Genomic DNA, 20913 nt, shown 5'->3' with positions numbered 1-20913 from the left:
ATCCTAAGTCTCGTGGGCTCGGAGATGTGTATAAGAGACAGCCGGGACAGGTCGGAATCTTCGACAGCGGCCAGCGCTTTGCGCTGCTGCACGACCGCGGCCCGGCGCTGCAGGTCGCCTCGTTCTGGGTGCCGGCCGAGGCGCTGGATGAACGGCTGCCGTCGGCGCCCGAGGTCGCGCCGGCGCGGGTCTCGGATGATCCCTTCGTCGGCCACCTCATCACAGAAACGGCGCAGGTCCTGAACACGGCCGCGCTCCGTGCTTCGGATGCGGACAACGCGCGGCTGCTCGGCGTGCTGCTCGATCTGGTCGCGCTCAGCCTGTCGCGCAGCGGCCGCGCAGGCGTCGCCGAGAGTGCCGGCCTTGCCGATGCGACGTGGCTTGCGCTGCGCCGCGCCGTGGACCGCAGGCTGCGCGAGCCCGGGCTCGGCGTTGCCGCCATTGCGGCTGCGATCGGTATCAGCGAGCGCTACGTCCACAAACTGTTCGAGCGCGCCGGCACGACATTCGCCAGCCATGTGATGGACCGCCGTCTCGACGGCGCCGCGCGCGATCTGAGGGACCCCGCGATCGCCGGGCGCACGATCGGCGACATCGCGTTCGACTGGGGCTTCTCCGACCTGTCGCATTTCACGCGGCGCTTCAGGCACCGCTTCGGCTGCGCGCCGCGCGACTGGCGCCGCGGCTGACCAACGCTTGGAAATCGCCATGGCGCAGCCGTTCACCTACCAGGCCAGCCCGATGCGGGTCGTGTTCGGGGTCGGCACGGTCGCGCAGTTGGCGGACGAGCTCGACCGGCTCGGCATCAGCCGCGCGCTGGTGCTGGCGAGCCGGCGGCAGCAGGCCGAGCTCGGCGATCTCGCTGGCCTGACCGGCGGCCGTGTGGCCGGATTGTTCGACGGTGCAGTGGTGCACACGCCGGTCGCGGTGACCGAACGTGCGATGCAGATCGTCCGCGAGCTCAAGCCCGACGGCGTGGTTGCGATCGGCGCCGGCGCCGCGACCGGCCTCAGCAAGGCGATTGCGCTGCGCACCGACCTTCCGCAACTGATCGTGCCGACCAGCTATGCCGGCTCCGAGATGACGCCGGTGCTCGGCGAGACCGTCGACGGCGTCAAGACCACGCAATCGTCGCCGAAGATCCTGCCCGAGGCCGTGATCTACGACGTCAACCTGACCGTCTCGATGCCGGCCAAATTCTCGGCGATCTCCGGCCTCAACGCCATCGCGCATGCGGCCGAGGCGCTCTACGCGCGGGACGGCAACCCGATCACCTCGCTGATGGCGGAGGAGGCGATGGCGAAGCTTGCCTCGTCGCTGCCCGACGTGATCGCGCGGCCGCGCGATCTCGAGGCACGCTCGGACGCGCTCTATGGCGCGTGGCTGTGCGCGGTCTGTCTCGGCACCGTCGGCATGGCGCTGCATCACAAGCTCTGCCACACCGTCGGCGCGCTGTTCGACCTGCCGCATGCCGAGACCCATGCGGTGCTGCTGCCGCATACCATCGCCTACAACACACCGGCCGCCCGCGATGCAGTCAGCCGCGCGGCGAGGGCGCTTGGGGCTGCTAGCGCCGCCGACGGCCTGTTCGATCTGTCGGCAAGGCTCGGCGCGCCGTGCTCGCTCGCCGAGGTCGGCATGCCCGAAGACGGCATCGCAAAGGCGGCCGCGCTCGCCACCAAAAACCCTTACTGGAATCCTCGACCGATCGAGGAGAGCGGCATCCGCGACCTGCTGAAGCGCGCCTGGTCCGGCGCGCGCCCGCAGGCCGGATAGATCAAACCCCGATCGCGTTGCGCGCGATCACGTCGCGGTAGAATGCCGCGCTCAATTTCGGCACCCGGGCCTGGGTCTCGAAATCCACCCGGTAGAGGCCGAAGCGCTTCTCGTAGCCGAAGATCCATTCGAAATTATCCATCAGGCTCCACAGGAAATAGCCGTGGACCGGGACGCCGTCGGCGGTCGCGCGCTGCAACTGCGCAAGGTAGTTGCGCAGGAACATGATGCGGTCGAGGTCGTAGACCTGCCCGTCCGGATGCACCTTGTCCTCGCCGGACGTGCCGTTCTCGCTGATATAGATGCTCTTGATGTTCCACAGCTTGGCGGCGATCCGCGGCGCCCAATAGATCGTCTCTGGCGCGATCCGCAACCATTCCGAGCTCATATGCGGGAAGGAAGCCGGCATCGGCAGCGGCTTCCAGCCGGGCGCATTATCGGTCGCGAGGATGTAGCATTGCGGCGCGTAGATGTTCAGCCCGACGAAATCATTGGGCTGTGCGATGATCTTCAGCTCGTCCGCGGTGAATTTGGGCGCATCCGCGCCGGCATATTGCAGGAAGCCTTCGGTGTACTTGCCTTCGAGGACGACACCGAGAAAACCCGCATTGAGCTCGCGGGTCGCGATCTCGGTGGCGCGGATGTTCTCCGGCGTGTTGAAGGCGGGCACGCAGGCGGTGATGTTCTCGGCCGGCCCGACCCGCGTGCCGGCACGGCCTTTGGCGCGGATCGCCTGCACCGCAAGGCCATGCGCCAGCGCGACGTGGTGGCGCGCCTGGTTCACCTCGCCCGCCGGCAGCTTCAGCCCGGGGGCGTCGACGCCGAGCGCATAGCCGAACGGCAGGAAACGCCCGACCTCGTTGAGGGTGAAGACGTTCTTCACGCGGTCGGTCAGTCGCTGCGCCACGTAGCCGGCATAGTCGCCGAATGCCTTCGAGGTGTCGCGCGAGCGCCAGCCGCCGACACGGTCCTGCAACGCCTGCGGCAGATCCCAGTGATAGAGCGTGGCGTAGGGCTCGATGCCGTTCGCAAGCAACTCGTCGACCAGGCGGTTGTAGAAGTCGAGGCCCTTCGGGTTCGGCGCCCCGGTGCCGTCGGGAAACACCCGCGGCCAGGCGATCGAGAAGCGATAGGCCTTGGCGCCGAGCTCCTTGATGAGGCGGACGTCCTCCTTGTAGCGGTGATAGTGGTCGTTGGCGCGATCGCCGGTCGAGCCGTCCTCGATCTTGCCCGATGTATGGGTGAATGTGTCCCAGATCGATGGGCCGCGGCCGTCCTCATTGACCGCGCCCTCGACCTGGTAGGACGAGGTCGCGGTGCCCCAGACGAAGCCCGTGGGAAAGTTCGTGCCGTCCGGCCGCGACGCACGGTTTGCAGCCTCGGCGGCGCCGGTCAAACCGAGCGCCGAGAGGCCTGCGAGGCCCGCAAACTGCCGTCGCGAGAACTTTCCGAACATTGTTGTCTCCCGTCGCGGACGTTGCCGCTGGAATGCGAGCCGTAGGTTAACCTTCCATCCCGCCGTTGAGCAACGAGGGTCAGCCGGCCAAAGCGCCATGGCGAGCGGCGCACCAATCAATGCCAACCATTGTGATGTCAATGTCGCGGAGTTGTCAGTTTTGTGGCGACATTTTCTCTACTAGATTGCCTGCTACGTCCTTCCGCAATGACATCCGATAATCCCCGAGATCCCGGTGAGCTGCGCGCGATGAACAGGCCTGCAACCCATGTCCGAAGGGCGCTGCTGCGTCGTCTTGCCACTGCGATCGGCTTGGCTTTGACAATGGCCGCAAGCGCGCAGGCCGAGCAGACATTCTCGTTCGACCGCACGCCCGGAAAGCTGCCGAAGACGGTCGTCCCGCTGCATTACGCGATCGAGCTGACGCCTGACATCGCCAGCCTCGCTCTGCCCGGCGTCGAGACCGTCGACATCGAGGTGCGCGAGGCGACCGCGCAGCTGACGCTGAACGCCGTTAACACGACATTCGCAGAGGTTACGATCGATGACGGCGCGCAGCGCGCGGAGGTCGAGACCGACGCCACCGCGCAGACCGCAACGTTGACCTTCACCAAGCCGCTTGCGGCCGGCCGTCACAAGCTGCGCATCGGCTTCATGGCGCAGATCAATAAATTCGGCACCGGCCTGTTCTCGGTCGACTACCCGACCAAAACCGGGATCAAGCGAATGATCTCCAGCAAGCTGGAGCCGGCCGATGCAAGGCGGATCTTCCCGTGCTGGGACGAGCCGTCGTTCAAGGCGAGCTTCGCGCTGACCGTCGTCATTGCGCGCAATCTGCTCGCGGTCGGCAACATGCCCGTGACGGGCGAAGAGCCGGTCGCCGGCGACTTTAAGAAGGTTGCGTTCGCGCCGACGCCGAAGATGTCGAGCTATCTGTTCGTGCTCACGGTCGGCGAGCTCGAGCGCGTCACAGCGGATGCCGGCGGCGTCACGGTCGGCGTGGTGACGACGGAGGGCAAGGGCGGGCAGGGCCGGTTCGCGCTCGACAGCGCGGTGAAGCTGCTCGCCTATTACAACGACTATTTCGGCGTGAAATATCCGCTGCCGAAGCTCGACCTGATCGCCGTTCCCGGCGGGTTCGGCGGCGCGATGGAGAACTGGGGCGGCATCACCTTCTTCGAGAGCCGGCTGCTGTTCGACCCCGCGACCTCTGCGGAGACCGCGCGGCGCGGCATCTTCGCGATCATCGCGCACGAGATGGCGCATATGTGGTTCGGCGATCTCGTCACGATGGCGTGGTGGGACAATCTCTGGCTCAACGAGGGCTTTGCCAGCTGGATGGCGACCAAGGCCTCGGAACAGTTCTATCCAGAGTGGCAGGGCTGGCTGAACGGCTACGGCGCGAAGCAGTTTGCCATGACGCTCGATGCGCGGCGCACCTCGCATCCGGTGCAGCAGCCGATTGCCGATCACAGTGAGGCAGTCACGGCATTCGACGCCATCACCTACAACAAGGGGCAGGCGCTGATCCGCATGCTCGAGACCTATCTCGGCGAACAGGCGTTCCGCGACGGCATCCGCAAATACATGGCCGCGCATGCCTACGGCAACTCGACGACCGCTGATCTCTGGCAGGCGCTCGAGAGTACCGGCGGCAAGACGATCGCCGGTATCGCGGCCTCGTTCACCGAGCAGGACGGCGTGCCGCTGGTCGTGGCCGAGGCGGCTTGCGATGGCGTGGCGCAACGCCTGACCTTGCGGCAGGATCGCTTCGTGATCGTGCCGGCCAACAATCCGCCGCTGCCGGCCCGCAACTGGCAGATTCCGGTCGCGGTCGGACCGGCGCATGGCAGGCCGTTTGACGAGATATTGCTGAAGGGAAGCACCAATATCCCGGCCGGCGCCTGCGGCGATGCGATCAAGGTCAATCTCGGCGATGTCGGCTACTACAGGGTCGAGTACGGTCCGAAGAACCGTGCGGCGTTGTTGAACGCCTTCCCGCAAATGCAGGTCGCCGACCGTCTCAATGTCGTCACCGACAGCTGGGCGCTGGTGCAGGCGGGCCGCGCGGAGGCGCCGTCCTATCTCGCGCTGCTCGACGCGCTCGATGCCGGTGACCATCGCGCGGTGTGGGACCAGGTGATCTCGACATTCGCGGCGCTGAACCGCCTGTCGCGCGGCCGCACCGAGCGGCCGGTGATCCAGGCCTATGCCCGCGCCAAGCTGCGCCCGGTGTTCGATCGGATCGGATGGGAGGGCGCCGGTTCAGGCGGCGATGACACTGCGTTGTTGCGTGCAAGCCTGATCTCGACGCTTAGCGACCTCGGGGATGCGGCTATTGTGGCGGAAGCGAAGCGGCGCTTTGCGGCATTCGTCGATGATCCCAATTCGCTTCCGACCGCATTGCGCGATGCCGTCACGCATGTTGTCGGTGTGACCGCCGATCGGGCAACCTATGACAAATTGCTCGCGCTGGCGCGCAACAGCACGGCGACCAATGAACGGCTGCGTTATTATCTCGCGGCGGCAAGCGCCCGCGATGCCGAATTGGCGCGGGCGACGCTGGCGTTGACGCTGACCAACGAATTGCCCGATACGATCGTGACGGGGATGATCAACGCGGTTGCGTCCGCAGGCGAGCAGCCACAGCTCGCCTGGGACTTCGTCCGGACCAATTTCGATATCTTGCTGGCAAGGCAGGGGCCGAACTTCCGCGACCAGTTCGTGCCGAACTTCATGACCAATTTTACCGATGAGGACCACGCGGCGGAACTCGCCGCGTTTGCTCCGTCGCAATCAACCACCGGCGGACGGGTGATGGTGGCGCGATCCGTGCAGGCGATCGCGATCTCGGCCGATCTTGCCGCGCGCGTGTTGCCCGCCGCCGACTCCTGGATCAGGGCGCACAGGCCGTGAGATCGCGAGGGAGTTTCCGGCGGCGCGCGATGCGGCTATGCTCCGTGCGCGGCATGCAATCAACGATGCGAGGCTGAGATGGTCAAAGGTTCCGATTTGCTGGTCGCTGCCCTCGAGAATGAGGGCGTGGAGAGGGTGTTCGGCGTTCCCGGCGAGGAGAATCTCGACGTCGTCGAGAGCCTGCGCAAATCCTCGATCAAACTGATCGTGACCCGTCACGAGCAGGCCGCGGCCTTCATGGCGGCGACCTATGGCCGGCTGACCGGTAAGCCCGGTGTGTGCATGACGACGCTCGGCCCCGGCGCGCTCAACCTCACTACCGGCGCCGCCTACGCGCTGCTCGGCGCGATGCCGATGGTGATGCTGACGGGCCAGAAGGGCATCTTGAGCAGCCGGCAGGCCAAGTTCCAGATCGTCGACATCGTCAACACGTTCCGCCCGCTGACCAAATTGTCGCTGCAGATCGTCAGCGGCGCGACCATTCCGACGCTGGTCCGTGACGCCTTCCGCATTGCGACGCAGGAACGGCCGGGGCCGGTGCTGCTCGAGCTGCCGGAAGACATCGCAGGCGACGAGACCGCGCCGGTCGAAATGATACCGCCGCATCCGATCGAGATTCCGATCGCGCACGCCGCCGCGCTCGACCGCGCCGCCGACATGATCCTGAAGGCGCAGCGCCCGCTGATCATGCTTGGTGCGGCGGCATCGCGTCCGCGTTCGACCGCCGGGATCGGCGACTTCGTGCGGCGCACGAAAATCCCGTTCTTCACCACGCAGATGGGCAAGGGCACGGTATCCGGCGGCACCAATCAGTATATGGGAACCGCCGCGCTGAGCGAGCGCGACTATGTGCACGAGGCGATCGACCGCGCCGACCTCATCATCGCGATCGGTCACGACACGGTCGAGAAGCCGCCTTTCATCATGGGCCCGAAGGGCCCGCAGGTGATCCATGTCAGCTACATGCCGGCAACGGTCGAGCAGGTCTATTTCCCGCAATGCGAGGTGATCGGCGACGTCGGTCCGAGCCTTGAATTGCTGGCCGATCGGGTCGAGGGAAAGCTGCCGCATGCCAGCGCGCTGCTCAGCCTGCGCCAGAGCATTCTGGCGAAGATCACCGATCGCGCCACCGAGGGCCGCTGGCCGCCGACGCCGCAGCGCATCGTGCATGATGTGCGGCAGGTGATTCCGGAGGACGGCATCGTCGCGCTCGACAACGGCATGTACAAGATCTGGTTTGCGCGCAACTACCGCACGCTGCTCGCGAACTCGCTGCTGCTCGACAACGCGCTCGCGACCATGGGCGCCGGCCTGCCGTCGGCGATGATGGCGGCGATGCTGTATCCGAACAACCGCGTGCTCGCGGTCTGCGGCGACGGCGGCTTCATGATGAACTCGCAGGAGCTCGAGACCGCGGTCCGCCTCAAGCTCAATCTTGTGATCCTGATCCTGGAGGATTCCGCCTACGGCATGATCCGCTGGAAGCAGGCGGTCGATCATTTCCCGGATTTCGGCCTGACCTTCGGCAATCCGGATTTCGTCAAATACGCCGAAAGCTACGGCGCCAAGGGTTCGCGGATCGCGAGCACGGATGCGATCGTCCCGACCCTGGAACGGGCGTTTTCCGGCGGCGGCGTGCACCTCGTCGTGGTGCCGATCGACTATACCGAGAACAAGCGGGTGCTGGTCGACGAATTGCGCGAGAAGGTGCAGCAGATCGATGTGTCGTAGAGCATGATCCGGACCCGAAGGGCCGCGTTAGCGCAAAGTGCGAAGCGGTTTTCCCTTGCGACAAACGCAAAGCGTTTGCGCGGAGATCATGCTCAAACAAGAAGCTGAAGCATGGCTGCGGTGGGCAAGGAACGAAAAGCCCTCGGCTTGATTGAACGTAAGCCGCCATGGTAGCACGCCAAGATGTCACGCAATGGCATCACCATTGCGCAGATTGTCGGCGATACCAGATCTGAGAGGTCACGTGACTGCACCAAATCCTGCCGCCGGAAAACCCATCGATCCCGCCTCGCTCGCCAATGTGCCGCGGCTGGTCACGGCCTATTTTGCCGGCAAACCCGATGCCACCGATCCCGCCCAGCGGGTTGCGTTCGGCACCTCGGGCCATCGCGGCTCGTCGCTGAAGAATTCCTTCAACGAGGACCATATCGTCGCCACCACGCAGGCGATCTGCGATTACCGGCGCGAGAAGGGCCTCACCGGGCCGCTGTTCATCGGCATCGACACCCATGCGCTGGCCGAGCCGGCGCTGGCCAGCGCGGTCGAGGTGTTCGCGGCGAACGGCGTCGAGATCATGATCGATGCGCAGGGCGGCTACACGCCGACGCCGGTGATCTCGCACGCGATCCTGAGCTACAACAAGGGCCGCAGCACGGGCCTTGCCGATGGCGTCGTCATCACGCCGTCACACAATCCGCCGGAGGATGGCGGCTACAAATACAATCCGCCGCATGGCGGCCCGGCCGACACCGATGTCACCGCCGTGGTCGAGAAGAACGCCAACCGCTATATCGAGGCCGGCCTCAAGGGTGTCGCGCGGCTGCCCTATGATCGCGCGCGCAAGGCCGCGACCACGCATCTGCACGACTACATCACGCCCTATGTCGCCGATCTCGGCAACACCGTCGATCTCGCGCTCGTCAAGTCCGCCGGCGTCAAGATCGGCATCGACCCGCTCGGCGGCGCGGCGGTGCACTACTGGCAGCCGATCATCGCGCGCTACGGCATCAGCGCCAGCGTCGTCAATGAGGCCGTCGATCCGACCTTCCGCTTCATGACCGCGGACTGGGACGGCAAGGTCCGGATGGACTGCTCGTCGCCTTATGCGATGGCGAGCCTGATCGGGATGCGCGACCGGTTCGACGTCGCCTTTGCCAACGACACCGACGCCGACCGCCACGGCATCGTGACCCGCTCGAACGGGCTGATGAACCCGAACCACTTCCTCGCCACCGCGATCGCCTATCTGTTCGCGCACCGGCCGCAATGGAGCAAGGACGCCGCGATCGGCAAGACCATCGTGTCGAGCTCGATCATCGATCGCGTGGCGAAGAAGCTGAACCGCAAGCTGGTCGAGACGCCGGTCGGCTTCAAATGGTTCGTCGACGGGCTCGGCAGCGGCGGCTTCGGCTTTGCCGGCGAGGAGAGCGCGGGCGCTTCGTTCCTGAAGCGCGACGGCTCGGTGTGGACCACCGACAAGGACGGCATCATCCTCGGCCTCTTGGCAGCCGAGATCATCGCCAAGACCGGCCGCGATCCGAGCGAATTGTTTGGCGAGCTGACCGCCGAACTCGGCGTTCCCTATTACGAGCGCATCGATGTGGCAGCGACGCCGAAGCAGAAGAACGCGCTGAAGGCGCTCGGGCCCGAGCAACTCAACATGACGCAGCTCGCCGGCGATGCCGTGCGCGCGGTCAGGACCAAGGCGCCGGGCAACGACCAGCCGTTCGGCGGTATCAAGGTCGAGAGCGAGGCAGGCTGGTTCGCGGCGCGTCCCTCCGGCACCGAGGATGTCTACAAGATCTACGCCGAAAGCTTCCGCGGGCCGGATCATCTGAAGCTGATCCAGGGCGATGCGCAGGCCGCGATCGCCAAGGTGTTCTGAAAGGCGCGGGCCGGGCGGAATTCATGCGAATATTGTTGACCGGCTCCTCCGGCTGGCTCGGCCGTTTCCTCGCGCCGCGGCTTCGACAGGCCGGCCATGACGTGGTCGGCCTCGATGTCGTCGCGGGTGAGGCGACCGATGTCACAGGCTCGGTAGCCGAACGATCGGTGGTCGAGCGTGTGTTCGCCGATCACGGCATCGAGGCCGTGATCCATGGCGGGGCGCTGCACAAGCCCGATATCGCGCGGTTCTCCCCGCAGGCCTTTGTCGACGTCAACGTCACAGGCACGCTCAACCTGCTGCAGGCGGCAGTGGCTGCCGGCCACGATCGTTTCGTTTTCACCTCGACAACGTCGCTGATGATCTCGCAGGCGATCCGCGACGAGGAAGGCCATGCTGCGGTGTGGCTCGACGAGACGACTGGACCGCTCGAGCCGCGCAACATTTACGGAGTGACAAAACTCGCCGCTGAAGGGCTGTGCCGCCTGTACAGCCGCGAGCACGGGCTGAACTGCGCGGTGCTGCGCACCAGCCGCTTCTTCCCCGAGGATGACGACACCATCCGCGACATCCATGGCGAGAATCTGAAGGCGACCGAGCTGCTGTACCGCCGCCTCACGGTCGAGGACGCCGCCGATGCCCATGTCGTCGCGCTGGAGAAGATCCGCGGCTTCGAGGTCTTTGTGATCAGCGCGCCGACGCCGTTTGCGCGCAGCGATGTCGCGGACCTGAAGACGGATGCGGCCGGAGTAATCGCGCGCTATTTCCCCGATGCGTCGACGCTGTTCGCGCGGCGCGGCTGGCGCCTGCCGAAATCGATAGGCCGGATCTACGACGCCGGCAAGGCCGAACGGCTGCTTGGCTTCCGCGCCGGCACGGATTTCGCAGCGGTGCTCGGCGCCTTGCGCAGCGGTGCGCCGCTTCCCTTTGCGCACGATCCCGATTATGTCTCGCCGTCAACGAGGCTCGCAAATGGCTGATTTCCACGGCGTCTTTCCGTACCTGGTGTCCCCCGTCGACCCCGCCGGCCATGTCCGCACCGAGGTGCTGGGCCGGCTCTGCGACGATCTGGTCAAGGCCGGCGTCCACGGCTTGACGCCGCTCGGTTCGACCGGCGAGTTCGCCTATCTCAACAATGCGCAGCGCATGCAGGTGGTGCAGACCACGATCGAGGCCGCGCAGGGCCGCGTGCCCGTGGTGGCCGGCGTCGCCTCGACCTCGACGGCGGATGCGGTGGCGCAGGCCAAGGCCTACCAGAAGCGCGGCACGACCGGCATCCTCGCGATCCTGGAGGCCTATTTCCCGGTCGCCGATGCGCAGGTCGAATCCTATTTCCGCGCCATCGCCGATGCAGTCGACATTCCGGTCGTGATCTACACCAATCCGAACTTCCAGCGCTCCGACCTCACGCTCGACGTCATCGCGCGGCTCGCCGAGCATCCGCGCATCGGCTACATCAAGGACGCCTCGACCAACACCGGCCGACTGCTGTCGATCATGAACCGCTGTGGCGACAGCCTGAAAGTGTTCTCGGCCTCGGCGCATATTCCGGCCGCGGTGATGCTGATCGGCGGCCACGGCTGGATGGCGGGCCCGGCCTGCATCATCCCGCGGCAAAGCGTCGAGCTCTACAATCTGTGCCGCCGCACCCGCTGGGATGAGGCGATGACCTTGCAGCGCAAGTTGTGGCGCATCAACGAGGCGTTCGCCCGCTTCAACCTCGCCGCCTGCATCAAGGCCGGGCTCGCGAGCCAGGGCTACGACGTCGGCGATCCCGTGCCGCCGCAGGCGCCGCTCACGGCCGAGCAGCGCAAGGTGGTCGAGGCGGCGTTGCGCGATCTGGCCTGAAGCCGTCGGGGGCTGCGCGGCAAAATGCCGGGCAATCCGCCTTGGCTATGCCGGAAACCTCCGCTTGGTCAGCGCGTTTGTTGCGTGGAGCACACCAATGAATCGGCGTACCGTCCTTGTCCTGACCGTGATCGCGGCCATTCTGCTGATATTCGCGGCCGGCAGCATCCGTCAGGCGCCGTGGAGCGGCCCGGCTGCCCGCGCCGTCGCCGAGCGCGGCGCGCTGTCGGATGCCGAAAAGGCCAATGTCGAGATCTTCGAGAAGGTCTCGCCGTCGGTCGTGCAGGTGGTGACGCAAACCGCCGCCAATCCGCTGAGCGATGAGCAGGAGGGCGGCGGCGCGGCGTCAGGCACCGGCATTGTCTGGGACAATGACGGCCACGTCGTCACCAACAACCATGTGGTGCAGAACGCAAGCCAGGTCGCGATCCGCTTTGCCTCCGGCGAGGCGGTACGCGCCGAGATCGTCGGCACGGCGCCGAACTACGATCTGGCCGTGCTGCGCATCCGCAGCGCGCGCAAGCTGCCGCCGTCGTTAGCGCTCGGCAGCTCAGCCGATCTCAAGGTCGGCCAGTTTGCCTATGCGATCGGCAACCCGTTCGGACTCGATCAATCGATGTCCAGCGGCATCATCAGCGCCCTCAAGCGCCGGCTGCCGACCTCGAGCGGCCGCGAGATCTCCAACGTGATCCAGACCGACACCGCGATCAATCCGGGCAATTCGGGCGGCCCGTTGCTCGATTCCGCCGGCCGGCTGATCGGCGTGACCACGGCGATCCTGTCGCCGTCGGGCTCGAATGCCGGCATCGGCTTTGCGATCCCGGTCGACATCGTCAATCGCGTGGTGCCCGAGCTGATCCGCAACGGCCGCGTGCCGACGCCGGGGATCGGCATCGTCACCGCCAATGAGGCGGTCGCCACCCGTATCGGTGCCGAAGGATTGATCGTGGTGCGCACGACACCGGGGTCGTCGGCCGAGCGCGCCGGGATACGCGGGGTCGACATGTCGACCGGTGAGCTCGGCGACGTGATCACCGCGGTCGACGGCAAGCCGGTCCACCGGCTCTCCGATCTGGCCGACCAGCTCGAGCAGATCGGGGTCGGCAAGAAGGTGCGGCTCAGCGTGAACCGCGACGGCTCGGCGCGCGATATCGAGGTCGCCATCGTCGATATCGGTCGGGCGCAATAATGTCGTTGATGGCCTGACGCGTGCCACCGGATTGTGCTTCCGCGCGCCGCACGACGAGACGCCTGTCCTCCGGCCGGCGCGTGGTTGTCAGGCCGCCAAAATCCGCTAAAACCCCCGCCAAATTCTCTGGAAATTCTTGGAAGCTCGAAGGACCCTCTGATGAACATTCTTCCCGGCAATATGCGTTTTGGTGCGGGCCAGCCAGTCAAGCGTCTGGAGGACCAGCGGCTGGTCACCGGGAAGGGGCATTTCATCGACGACAAGCCGCAGGACGGCGCGCTCTGGCTGCACGTGCTGCGCTCGCCGCACGCACACGCCAACATCAAGTCGATCGACGCCAGGGCGGCGCTGGAGATGCCCGGCGTCAAGGCCGTCTATACCGGCGCCGACCTCGTCAAGGACGATATCGGCACGCTGCCGACGCTTGCGATCTTCAAGCGGCCCGACGGCTCGCCGATGACCGTGCCGCCGCGGCGCCTGCTGGCGCATGAGGTGGTGCGTTACGCGGGCGAGGGCGTTGCGGCCGTGGTCGCGACCTCGCGCGTGCTGGCGCAGACCGCGACTGAGGCGATCGAGATCGATTACGAGGTGCTGCCCTCGGTGGTCGATCCGGTCGAGGCGACCAAGCCGGGCGCGCCGGCGGTCTGGCCGGAGGCGCCCGACAACATCGTGGCCGCGATGAGCTATGGCGATGCCGCCAAGGTCGAGGAAGCCTTCGCCAACGCCGCGCATAAAGTGTCGCTCGACTTGGTCAGCCAGCGCCTGGTGCCGTCGGCGATGGAGCCGCGCTCGACCATTGCCGAGATCGAGAAGAAGACCGGCCGGCTGATTCTCCACGTGCAATCGCAGACCCCGGGCTCGACCCGCGACCTGCTGGCGGAATCCATCCTGAAGCGTCCGAAGGACAGCGTGCGCGTGCTGGTTGGCGATATCGGCGGCGGCTTCGGGCAGAAGACCAGCCTGTATCCGGAAGACGGCATCGTCGCCTATGCCGCGACCAAGCTGAATGAGAAGATCCGCTGGCGCAGCGACCGCACCGACGAGTTCGTCGGCGGCACCCATGGCCGCGATCTGACCTCGACCGGCGAGTTCGCGCTCGACGCCAAGGGCCGCGTGCTGGCCTATCGGGTGCGCTCGATCGGCGGCACCGGCGCCTATTCGTCGGGCACCGCCAACATCATTCCGCTGGTGCTCGGCCCGTTCGTGCAGACCGGCGTCTACGATTTGCCGCTGGTGCATTTCGAGGTGAAGTCGGTGATGACTCACACCGCGCCGGTCGGCGCCTATCGCGGCGCCGGCAGGCCCGAGGCGGTGTTCATCGTCGAGCGGCTGTTCGACGCCGCTGCGCGCCAGATCGGAATGGACCCGCGCGCCATCCGCAAGGTCAACTACATCAAGCCGGCGCAGCTGCCCTACACCAATGCGGTCGGGCAGGTGTACGATTCCGGAGCCTTCGCGCACATGCTGGAGCGCGCGTCTGATTTGGCCGACTGGAACGGCTTTGCCGCGCGCAAGAAGGCGGCGAAGAAGAAGGGCCTGCTCTATGGCCGCGGCCTGACCAGCTACATCGAATGGACCGGCGGCCGCGCCCACACCGAGAACGTCTCGCTGCATGCGACCGCCGAAGGCCGCGTCATCCTGCATTCCGGCACCATGGCGATGGGGCAGGGCCTCGCCACCACCTACACCCAGATGATCGCCGATACGCTCGGCATCGCGATGGACAAGATCGACGTCATCCAGGGCGACACGGACCTCGCCACCGGCTTCGGCAGTGTCGGCTCGCGCTCGCTGTTCGTCGGCGGCACCGCGGTTGCGGTCTCCAGCAACGACATGATCAACAAGGCGCGCGACAAGGCCTCCAATTTGCTGGAAGCCTCCGTCGAGGACATCGAGTATCGCGACGGCTTCCTCACCGTGGTCGGCACCGACAGGCGCATCAGCCTGTTCGAGATCGCGGCGAAGGAAAACGGCGCAAAGCTCTCGGTCGAGAGCGAGGGCAATGTCGACGGGCCGAGCTGGCCGAACGGCACCCATATCTGCGAGGTCGAGATCGATCCCGAGACCGGCGTCACGCGGGTGGTGCGCTACACCACGGTCGACGACGTCGGCGTCGCGGTCAATCCGATGCTGGTGACGGGGCAGGTGCATGGCGGTGTTGTCCAGGGCATCGGCCAGGCGTTGTACGAAGGAGTGGCCTACAACGAAGAAGGCCAGCTGCTGACCGCGAGCTATCAGGACTATTGCATCCCGCGCGCGGACGACATTCCGCCGATCACGGTGACGCTCGATGGCTCCGCGCCGTGCAAGACCAATCCGCTGGGCGCCAAGGGCTGCGGCGAGTCCGGTGCGATCGGCGGGCCGCCCTGCATCACCAACGGCGTGATGGATGCGCTGAGCGAAGTCGGGATCATCCAGCTGAACACGCCGCTGACGCCGTCGAAGATCTGGCAGGCGATCCGCGACGCCAAGGTGGGGGCGGCGTAGTGTCATTCCGGGGCGCGCCAGCGCGAACCCGAAATCTCGCGCCATAACATCGAGGTTCCGGGTTCATCGCTTTGCGATGCCCCGGAACGACTGTGCCCTACAGCCCCAACACCATCTTCGCGATGATGTCGCGCTGAATCTCGGACGATCCGCCGAAGATCGTATAGGCGCGCCCGTTGAGATATTCCGGCACCACCGGCAGCAGTTCTTCGGGGATCGCCGGCTCGTGGTTGAGCCGGTAGAACGGCCGCGCCGGCTCGACGGCAAGCCCATCCTGGCCGATCACGTCGACGCCGAGCCGCGTCACCGCCTGGCGGATCTCGCTGACGCGGAGCTTGATCAGCGACGACACCGCGCCGGGATTCTGCCCGGTCTGCAGCGCCGACAGCACCCTGAGCTCGGTCATCTCGAGCGCATCGATATCGACCTCGACCTCCGACATGGGGATCGCGATGTCGGGATCCTCGATGGCGCGGCCGGTGATCTCGGAGACTGCGAGATCGGAGATCGTCTTCAGCGCCTCGCGCAGCTTGGCCGACGCGATGCCGGAGCCGCGCTCGAATTCGAGCAGGTACTTGCCGTAGGTCCAGCCCTTGCCTTCCTCGCCGACGCGGTTGGCGACGGGTACCCGGACGTCGTCGAAGAACACCTGGTTGACCTCGTGGTCGCCGCCGATGGTCAGGATCGGGCGCGTGGTGATGCCCGGCGTCTTCATGTCGATCAGGATGAAGCTGATGCCGTCCTGCTGCCGCTCGCCGTCATTGGTGCGCACCAGCGCGAACATGCGGTTGGCGTGGTGCGCATGCGTGGTCCAGATCTTGGTGCCGTTGATGACGTAGTCGTCGCCGTCGCGCACCGCGCGGGTCTTCAGTGAGGCGAGGTCGGAGCCCGAGCCCGGCTCGGAATAGCCCTGACACCAGTAGTCTTCGCCGGAGAGAATCCGCGGCAGGTAGAAGTTCTGCTGCTCGGGCGAGCCGAACCCGATGATGACGGGGCCGACCATCTTCACCCCCATCACGTTGACATTGGGCACGCCGGCGCGGGCGCATTCGGCCTCGAAGATCCAGCGCTGGGCCGGCGTCCAGTCCGGTCCGCCATGTTCCACCGGCCAGCCCGGGGCGCCCCAGCCCTTCTTGTGCAGCGCGCGCTGCCAGGCCATGCCGATATCGGGGTCGGAGAACACCGACGGCGTCAGCGCGGTGGCGCGCTTCATCTCCGGCGTGAGGCTCCCGGCAATGAACTCGCGGACTTCCTGCTCGAAGGCGCGTTCCTCGGCGCTGAAGGTGAGATCCATGGTGCGCTCTCCGTTAGGCGTGGGCGCGGCCGCTGAGCGCGGCGTGGCGGCGGTAATGATGGGCGCTGTTGCCGAACAGCGTATCGAAGGCGAGCAGCCGCTTGAAATAGGCGCCGATGTCGAGCTCCTCGGTGACGCCCATCGCGCCGTGCAGCTGCACCGCCTGCTCGGCGACGAAGCGCGCGCATTTGCCGATCTTCGCCTTGGCGCCGGACGCCGCACGGCTGCGGGCCACGGGCTCGGCATTGGCCATCAGCGCGGCGCGCAGGGCCATCGAGCGCGCCTCGTCGACCTGCATCGCGACGTCGGCGAGGCGGTGACGGATCACTTGGTTGGCCGACAGCGGCCGGCCGAACTGTTTTCGAATCTTGGTGTATTCGAGCGTGGTGTCGAGCAGCGTTTGCATGATGCCGACCGCTTCCGCACCGAGCGCGGCCATCGCGCGGTCGACCACGGTTTCGATCGCAGACAGCGCATCCTGGCCGTCGCCGAGCAGCGCATCGGCGGGCAATTGCACATCCCTGAGATCGAGATTGCAGCCGCGGCCGCCACCGAGCCGCGCGTAATCGCGCAGCGCGAGACCCGCCGTTCCCGCCGGCATCAGGAACAGTCCGAGCTTGCCCGTCGCGCCGTTGGCGCTGGCAGCGCGGGCGGAGACGATGATCTGGTTGGCGGCGGCGCCGTCGAGCACCGCGATCTTGCTGCCGTTCAGCTTCCAGCCGTCGGCAGTCTTGGTCGCCGTCGTGTCGACATGGCCGAGGTCGAAGCGCGCGGCGCGCTCGGAATGCGCGAAGGCGAGCGTGAGCGCGCCCTCGGCAACTTTGGGCAGGATCGCCTGCTGCTGCGCCTCGGTGCCGCATTCGGCGACCAGTGCGGCGCCGATCACGACGGTGGAAAGGAACGGCTCGGACACCAGGCCACGACCGAACGCCTCCATCAGCAGCCCGATCTCGATCGCGCCGCCGCCGAGCCCGCCATGGGCTTCGGCGATCGGCAGCGCAAGCCAGCCAAGCTCGGCGAACTGCTTCCAGATCGCAGGCGAATAGCCCAACGGGTCGTTCGCCGCCTTCTTGCGATGATCTGACGTGAAGGTCTCCGCCACGAAGCGGTCGGCACTTTCGCGCAGCAGGCGCTGCTCGTCGCTGAGGGTGAGGTCCATCTGGCTTTCTACACGTTGGCGGTTTTCTTGACGGAGGGATGCAGACCCGCGGGGTCCACCACCATTCCGAATTCCTGGAGATTATGGGCGTGGCAGAGCTGATGCAGCGCAAACGCCTGATCGATCGCGGCTGGCTGCCCCATGATGTCGATCGAGCGGTTCACCGCTTCCTTGGAGAGCTTCAGCGCAAAGGCGGGCTTGGCGGCAATGCGCCGTGCCAGCGCCAGCGTGAACGACGTGAGATCGCCGCGCGGCACCACATGATTGACCATGCCGAGGCGATGCGCCTCGTCGGCGCTCCAGATGTCGGCGGTGAACAACATCTCCTTGGCCTTGCGCGCGCCGAGCTCCCAGGGATGCACGAACCACTCGACGCCGCAGACGCCCATCGTCACCACGGGATCGCAGAATTCGGCATCGCTGCTCGCGACGATCAGGTCGCAGGCCCAGGCCAGCATCAGCCCGCCGTCGATGCACTTGCCGTGCACCTCCGCGATCGTGGGCTTTGCCAGATTGCGCCAGCGCCGTGTGATCTGCAGATAGATCTCCTGCTCGCGCGCGAAGCGGCCGTGGGCGTTGGGCTCGGCGAAGCCGCCCCAATTTCCGACTGGCGGGAAATCGACGCCGGCCTGGTTCTTGGCGCCGGGCCGCAGATCGTGGCCGGCCGAGAAATGTGGACCGTTGCCGGCGAGGATGATGACCTTGATCGCGTCGTCCTGCACCGCCTGGTCGAAGGCGGCGTTGAGGTCGTAGGTCATCTGCAGGTTCTGGGCGTTGCGCGCCTCGGGGCGGTTCATCACGATCCGCGCAATCGCGGGCTCGGGCCGTTCGACAACAATCGTCTCGAATTGTTCAGACGCCAATGGATCCTCCCGCGATCGATTTTTTTGCCATGATGAACGGCGCGGGCAGGGATAGGCAAGCGTCATCATCCGCAAAAGAAGCCGCGAAATCCGCCGCACGGGATTATCCGGCGAAAATCTGTTAAGCTGACGCGGAATCCACCGGGGAGGACCATCTTCATGCGCAAGCTTTGGACCGTGCTCGCAGCGCTGGCGACATTGAGCCTGACCAACTGCGGCTACAACGCGATCCAGACCAATGACGAGCAGGTCAAGTCGGGCTGGTCGGAGGTGGTGAACCAGTACCAGCGGCGCGCCGATCTCGTGCCCAACCTGGTCAACTCGGTGAAGGGCTTTGCGCAGCAGGAGAAGGACGTGCTGCTCGGCGTCACCAACGCGCGCGCCAAGGTCGGCAGCATCCAGGCAACGCCCGAGGTGCTCAACGATCCGGCTGCGTTCCAGAAGTTCACGCAGGCGCAAGGCGAATTGACCAGCGCGCTGTCGCGGCTCTTGGTCGTCACTGAAAATTATCCGCAGCTGAAATCGGATGCGCTGTTCCGCGACCTGATGGCGCAGCTCGAGGGCACCGAGAACCGCATCACGGTGGCGCGCAATCGCTACATCAAGGCGGTGCAGGACTACAACGTCGGCATTCGCACCTTCCCGAACAATCTGACCGCGATGGCGTTCGGCTACAAGGAGAAGCCCAACTTCACGGTCGACAATGAAAAGGAAATATCGACCGCGCCGAAGGTCGATTTCAATAATCCGTCGCCGGCCCCGGCGCCGTCGAAATAACGCCGGCGTGCGCGCATCGCGATGACCGCCGCACGCGTTATCCTGCTCGCCTTCCTGCTGGGCTTGGTGTGCCCGGCATGGGCTGAGGTCGCGGTGCCTCCGCTCACCGGCCGCGTCGTCGACCAGACCGGGACGCTGTCCGCCGGCGATGTCGCATCGCTGACCGACCGGCTGAAGGATCTGGAGACCCGCAAGGGCAGCCAGATCGCAGTCCTTATCGTGCCCACTACGGGCGAAGAAACCATCGAGCAGTTCTCGATCCGCGTGGCCGAGGCCTGGAAGATCGGGCGCAAGAAGATCGACGACGGTGCGCTCCTCGTCGTCGCCAAGAACGATCGGCATTTGCGCATCGAGGTCGGCTACGGCCTCGAAGGCGTGCTGAGCGATGCCGTCACCCATCGCATCGTCGACGAAGACATCACGCCGAAATTCAAGGCCGGCGATTTCGCCGGCGGCATCTCGGCCGGCGTCGACCGGATGATCCGCCTGATCAATGGCGAGCAATTGCCGGCGCCGGAGCCCGAGCATTGGCAAGGGCCGAACCTGGTCGACTTCGCCAATCCGGTGACGATCTTTATCGTCATCATCGTGGCCGGCGTGTTGCGTGGGATACTGGGACGGTTGTTGGGCTCGGTCGCGACCGGCGGTGTCGTCGGCGTCTTCACCTGGATGGTGGCCGGCTCGCTCGCCACGGCGCTGGTGGTCGGCCTGTTCGCCGCCATCGCGGCGCTGATCTTCGGCGGATTGAACTTTGGCGGTCCGGCGGCAGGCTCGGGACCGTACCGGCGCGGCGGCGGTTATTCCGGCGGCTGGTCCGGCGGCGGGGGCTGGAGCAGCGGCTCGAGCTCGAGCGATAGCGGCGGCTTCAGCGGCGGAGGCGGCAGCTTCGGCGGCGGCGGCGCCTCGGGGAGCTGGTAGGCATGGGCATCAAGCGCATTGGCAAGCATCTGCTCGAACACCGCTGGCGGGTGCGGCGTGATTTTCCGCCGCGCGTGCTCGACGCCATCGAGCGGGCGATCAAGGCCGGCGAGGCCACTCATTCCGGCCAAATCCGTTTCGTCGTCGAGGGCGCGCTCGACGGCGTGCCGCTGTTCCGCAATCAGCCTGCGCGGGAGCGCGCGCTCGACGTGTTCTCGCATTTGCGGATCTGGGACACCGATCACAACAATGGCGTTCTGATCTATCTGTTGCTCGCCGACCGCGACGTCGAGATCGTCGCTGACCGCGGCATCGACGCGAAGGTCAGCCATGCCGGCTGGGAGGCGATCTGCCGCACGATGGAAACGGACTTCCGGGCCGGCCGGTTCGAGCAGGGCGTGATCAAGGGGATTGAGGCGGTGTCGCGCGAGCTGGCGAAGTATTTTCCGCCGCCGGCCGGCCCGAACGAGCTGCCGGACAAGCCGGTGGTGATTTGAGTTCGTCATTCGGGGGCGATGCGAGAGCATCGAACCTCAGATGCGCAATCGCGCATCGGGGAATCCAGGGGTACTGGCTTGAGATTCCGGGTTCGCGCTACGCGCGCCCCGGAATGA

16 protein-coding genes are annotated in these 20913 nt (G+C 66.1%); 12 read left to right on the top strand and 4 right to left on the bottom strand.

Features of this window, described 5'->3' with window-relative positions:
• The coding region (locus tag PMN64_RS19675; protein ID WP_411781810.1) for a helix-turn-helix transcriptional regulator at positions 1–689 on the top strand (689 nt) is incomplete at its 5' end.
• 19 nt (positions 690–708) lie between these two features.
• Positions 709–1776 carry a maleylacetate reductase gene (locus tag PMN64_RS19670; protein ID WP_411781809.1) on the top strand — a complete coding sequence of 356 codons (1068 nt, stop codon included), beginning with the start codon at positions 709–711 and terminating at the stop codon, positions 1774–1776.
• 1 nt (position 1777) lies between these two features.
• Here the strand turns inward: PMN64_RS19670 and PMN64_RS19665 are convergent, their stop codons facing one another.
• Positions 1778–3232 carry a GH1 family beta-glucosidase gene (locus tag PMN64_RS19665; protein WP_411781808.1) on the bottom strand — a complete coding sequence of 485 codons (1455 nt, stop codon included), beginning with the start codon at positions 3230–3232 and terminating at the stop codon, positions 1778–1780.
• Positions 3233–3481: 249 nt separating this feature from the next.
• Between PMN64_RS19665 and PMN64_RS19660 the strand changes: the two genes are divergently transcribed.
• The 7 genes from PMN64_RS19660 (at position 3482) to PMN64_RS19630 (ending at position 15288) form a co-directional block, all read left to right on the top strand.
• Positions 3482–6148, top strand: a complete 2667-nt coding sequence (locus PMN64_RS19660; RefSeq protein ID WP_411781807.1) for a M1 family metallopeptidase — start codon at positions 3482–3484, stop codon at positions 6146–6148.
• Between the two features lie 78 nt (positions 6149–6226).
• On the top strand, positions 6227–7879 hold the full coding sequence (locus PMN64_RS19655; RefSeq protein ID WP_411781806.1) for an acetolactate synthase large subunit: 1653 nt from the start codon (positions 6227–6229) through the stop codon (positions 7877–7879).
• Between the two features lie 244 nt (positions 7880–8123).
• Entirely contained in the window at positions 8124–9764 is a 1641-nt protein-coding gene (gene pgm, locus PMN64_RS19650; protein ID WP_411781805.1) for a phosphoglucomutase (alpha-D-glucose-1,6-bisphosphate-dependent), read from the top strand.
• A gap of 23 nt (positions 9765–9787) precedes the next feature.
• A complete protein-coding gene (locus PMN64_RS19645; RefSeq protein WP_411781804.1) occupies positions 9788–10744 on the top strand; it encodes an NAD-dependent epimerase/dehydratase family protein in 957 nt (318 codons plus the stop codon).
• The gene (locus tag PMN64_RS19640) at positions 10737–11612 is read left to right on the top strand and encodes a dihydrodipicolinate synthase family protein (protein WP_411781803.1); all 876 of its coding nucleotides are present in this window, start codon (positions 10737–10739) and stop codon (positions 11610–11612) included. The genes PMN64_RS19645 and PMN64_RS19640 overlap by 8 nt, the downstream gene beginning before the upstream one ends.
• A gap of 97 nt (positions 11613–11709) precedes the next feature.
• Positions 11710–12801: a S1C family serine protease gene (locus tag PMN64_RS19635; protein ID WP_411781802.1), complete on the top strand. Its 1092-nt coding sequence runs from the start codon at positions 11710–11712 to the stop codon at positions 12799–12801.
• Positions 12802–12960: 159 nt separating this feature from the next.
• Positions 12961–15288, top strand: a complete 2328-nt coding sequence (locus tag PMN64_RS19630; RefSeq protein WP_411781801.1) for a xanthine dehydrogenase family protein molybdopterin-binding subunit — start codon at positions 12961–12963, stop codon at positions 15286–15288.
• 97 nt (positions 15289–15385) lie between these two features.
• On the opposite strand, the gene PMN64_RS19625 is transcribed toward PMN64_RS19630, so the two are convergent.
• The 3 genes from PMN64_RS19625 to PMN64_RS19615 are packed head-to-tail and all read right to left on the bottom strand — an operon-like array spanning position 15386 to position 18604.
• Positions 15386–16582: an acyl-CoA dehydrogenase family protein gene (locus PMN64_RS19625; protein ID WP_028342521.1), complete on the bottom strand. Its 1197-nt coding sequence runs from the start codon at positions 16580–16582 to the stop codon at positions 15386–15388.
• 13 nt (positions 16583–16595) lie between these two features.
• Positions 16596–17741, bottom strand: coding sequence for an acyl-CoA dehydrogenase family protein (locus PMN64_RS19620; protein ID WP_028342520.1), 1146 nt, complete (start codon positions 17739–17741; stop codon positions 16596–16598).
• 8 nt (positions 17742–17749) lie between these two features.
• Positions 17750–18604 (bottom strand): enoyl-CoA hydratase, encoded by an 855-nt coding sequence (locus PMN64_RS19615; protein ID WP_411781800.1) that lies wholly within the window; start codon positions 18602–18604, stop codon positions 17750–17752.
• A gap of 159 nt (positions 18605–18763) precedes the next feature.
• On the opposite strand from PMN64_RS19615, the gene PMN64_RS19610 reads away from it, so the two are divergent.
• The 3 genes from PMN64_RS19610 to PMN64_RS19600 are packed head-to-tail and all read left to right on the top strand — an operon-like array spanning position 18764 to position 20796.
• Positions 18764–19381 (top strand): LemA family protein, encoded by a 618-nt coding sequence (locus tag PMN64_RS19610; RefSeq protein ID WP_028342518.1) that lies wholly within the window; start codon positions 18764–18766, stop codon positions 19379–19381.
• 21 nt (positions 19382–19402) lie between these two features.
• Positions 19403–20299, top strand: coding sequence for a TPM domain-containing protein (locus PMN64_RS19605; RefSeq protein WP_411781799.1), 897 nt, complete (start codon positions 19403–19405; stop codon positions 20297–20299).
• A 2-nt stretch (positions 20300–20301) separates the two neighbouring features.
• Positions 20302–20796, top strand: a complete 495-nt coding sequence (locus PMN64_RS19600; RefSeq protein ID WP_028342516.1) for a TPM domain-containing protein — start codon at positions 20302–20304, stop codon at positions 20794–20796.
• Positions 20797–20913 lie beyond the last annotated feature (117 nt).

It is taken from the genome of Bradyrhizobium sp. UFLA01-814 (assembly GCF_046718885.1).
Classification (GTDB): Bacteria; Pseudomonadota; Alphaproteobacteria; order Rhizobiales; family Xanthobacteraceae; genus Bradyrhizobium; species Bradyrhizobium elkanii.
The sequence above is the reverse complement of the archived record's forward strand: the minus strand, read 5'-3'. Positions and strand labels throughout refer to the sequence as shown.

What these genes read in the sequence shown, in the direction of transcription:
- PMN64_RS19670 (WP_411781809.1), top strand. Translation starts at nt 709, where the DNA reads ATGGCGCAGCCGTTCACCTACCAGGCCAGCCCGATGCGGGTCGTGTTC.
- PMN64_RS19665 (WP_411781808.1), bottom strand. Translation starts at nt 3,232, where the DNA reads ATGTTCGGAAAGTTCTCGCGACGGCAGTTTGCGGGCCTCGCAGGCCTC.
- PMN64_RS19660 (WP_411781807.1), top strand. Translation starts at nt 3,482, where the DNA reads ATGAACAGGCCTGCAACCCATGTCCGAAGGGCGCTGCTGCGTCGTCTT.
- PMN64_RS19655 (WP_411781806.1), top strand. Translation starts at nt 6,227, where the DNA reads ATGGTCAAAGGTTCCGATTTGCTGGTCGCTGCCCTCGAGAATGAGGGC.
- PMN64_RS19645 (WP_411781804.1), top strand. Translation starts at nt 9,788, where the DNA reads ATGCGAATATTGTTGACCGGCTCCTCCGGCTGGCTCGGCCGTTTCCTC.
- PMN64_RS19640 (WP_411781803.1), top strand. Translation starts at nt 10,737, where the DNA reads ATGGCTGATTTCCACGGCGTCTTTCCGTACCTGGTGTCCCCCGTCGAC.
- PMN64_RS19635 (WP_411781802.1), top strand. Translation starts at nt 11,710, where the DNA reads ATGAATCGGCGTACCGTCCTTGTCCTGACCGTGATCGCGGCCATTCTG.
- PMN64_RS19630 (WP_411781801.1), top strand. Translation starts at nt 12,961, where the DNA reads ATGAACATTCTTCCCGGCAATATGCGTTTTGGTGCGGGCCAGCCAGTC.
- PMN64_RS19625 (WP_028342521.1), bottom strand. Translation starts at nt 16,582, where the DNA reads ATGGATCTCACCTTCAGCGCCGAGGAACGCGCCTTCGAGCAGGAAGTC.
- PMN64_RS19620 (WP_028342520.1), bottom strand. Translation starts at nt 17,741, where the DNA reads ATGGACCTCACCCTCAGCGACGAGCAGCGCCTGCTGCGCGAAAGTGCC.
- PMN64_RS19610 (WP_028342518.1), top strand. Translation starts at nt 18,764, where the DNA reads ATGCGCAAGCTTTGGACCGTGCTCGCAGCGCTGGCGACATTGAGCCTG.
- PMN64_RS19605 (WP_411781799.1), top strand. Translation starts at nt 19,403, where the DNA reads ATGACCGCCGCACGCGTTATCCTGCTCGCCTTCCTGCTGGGCTTGGTG.
- PMN64_RS19600 (WP_028342516.1), top strand. Translation starts at nt 20,302, where the DNA reads ATGGGCATCAAGCGCATTGGCAAGCATCTGCTCGAACACCGCTGGCGG.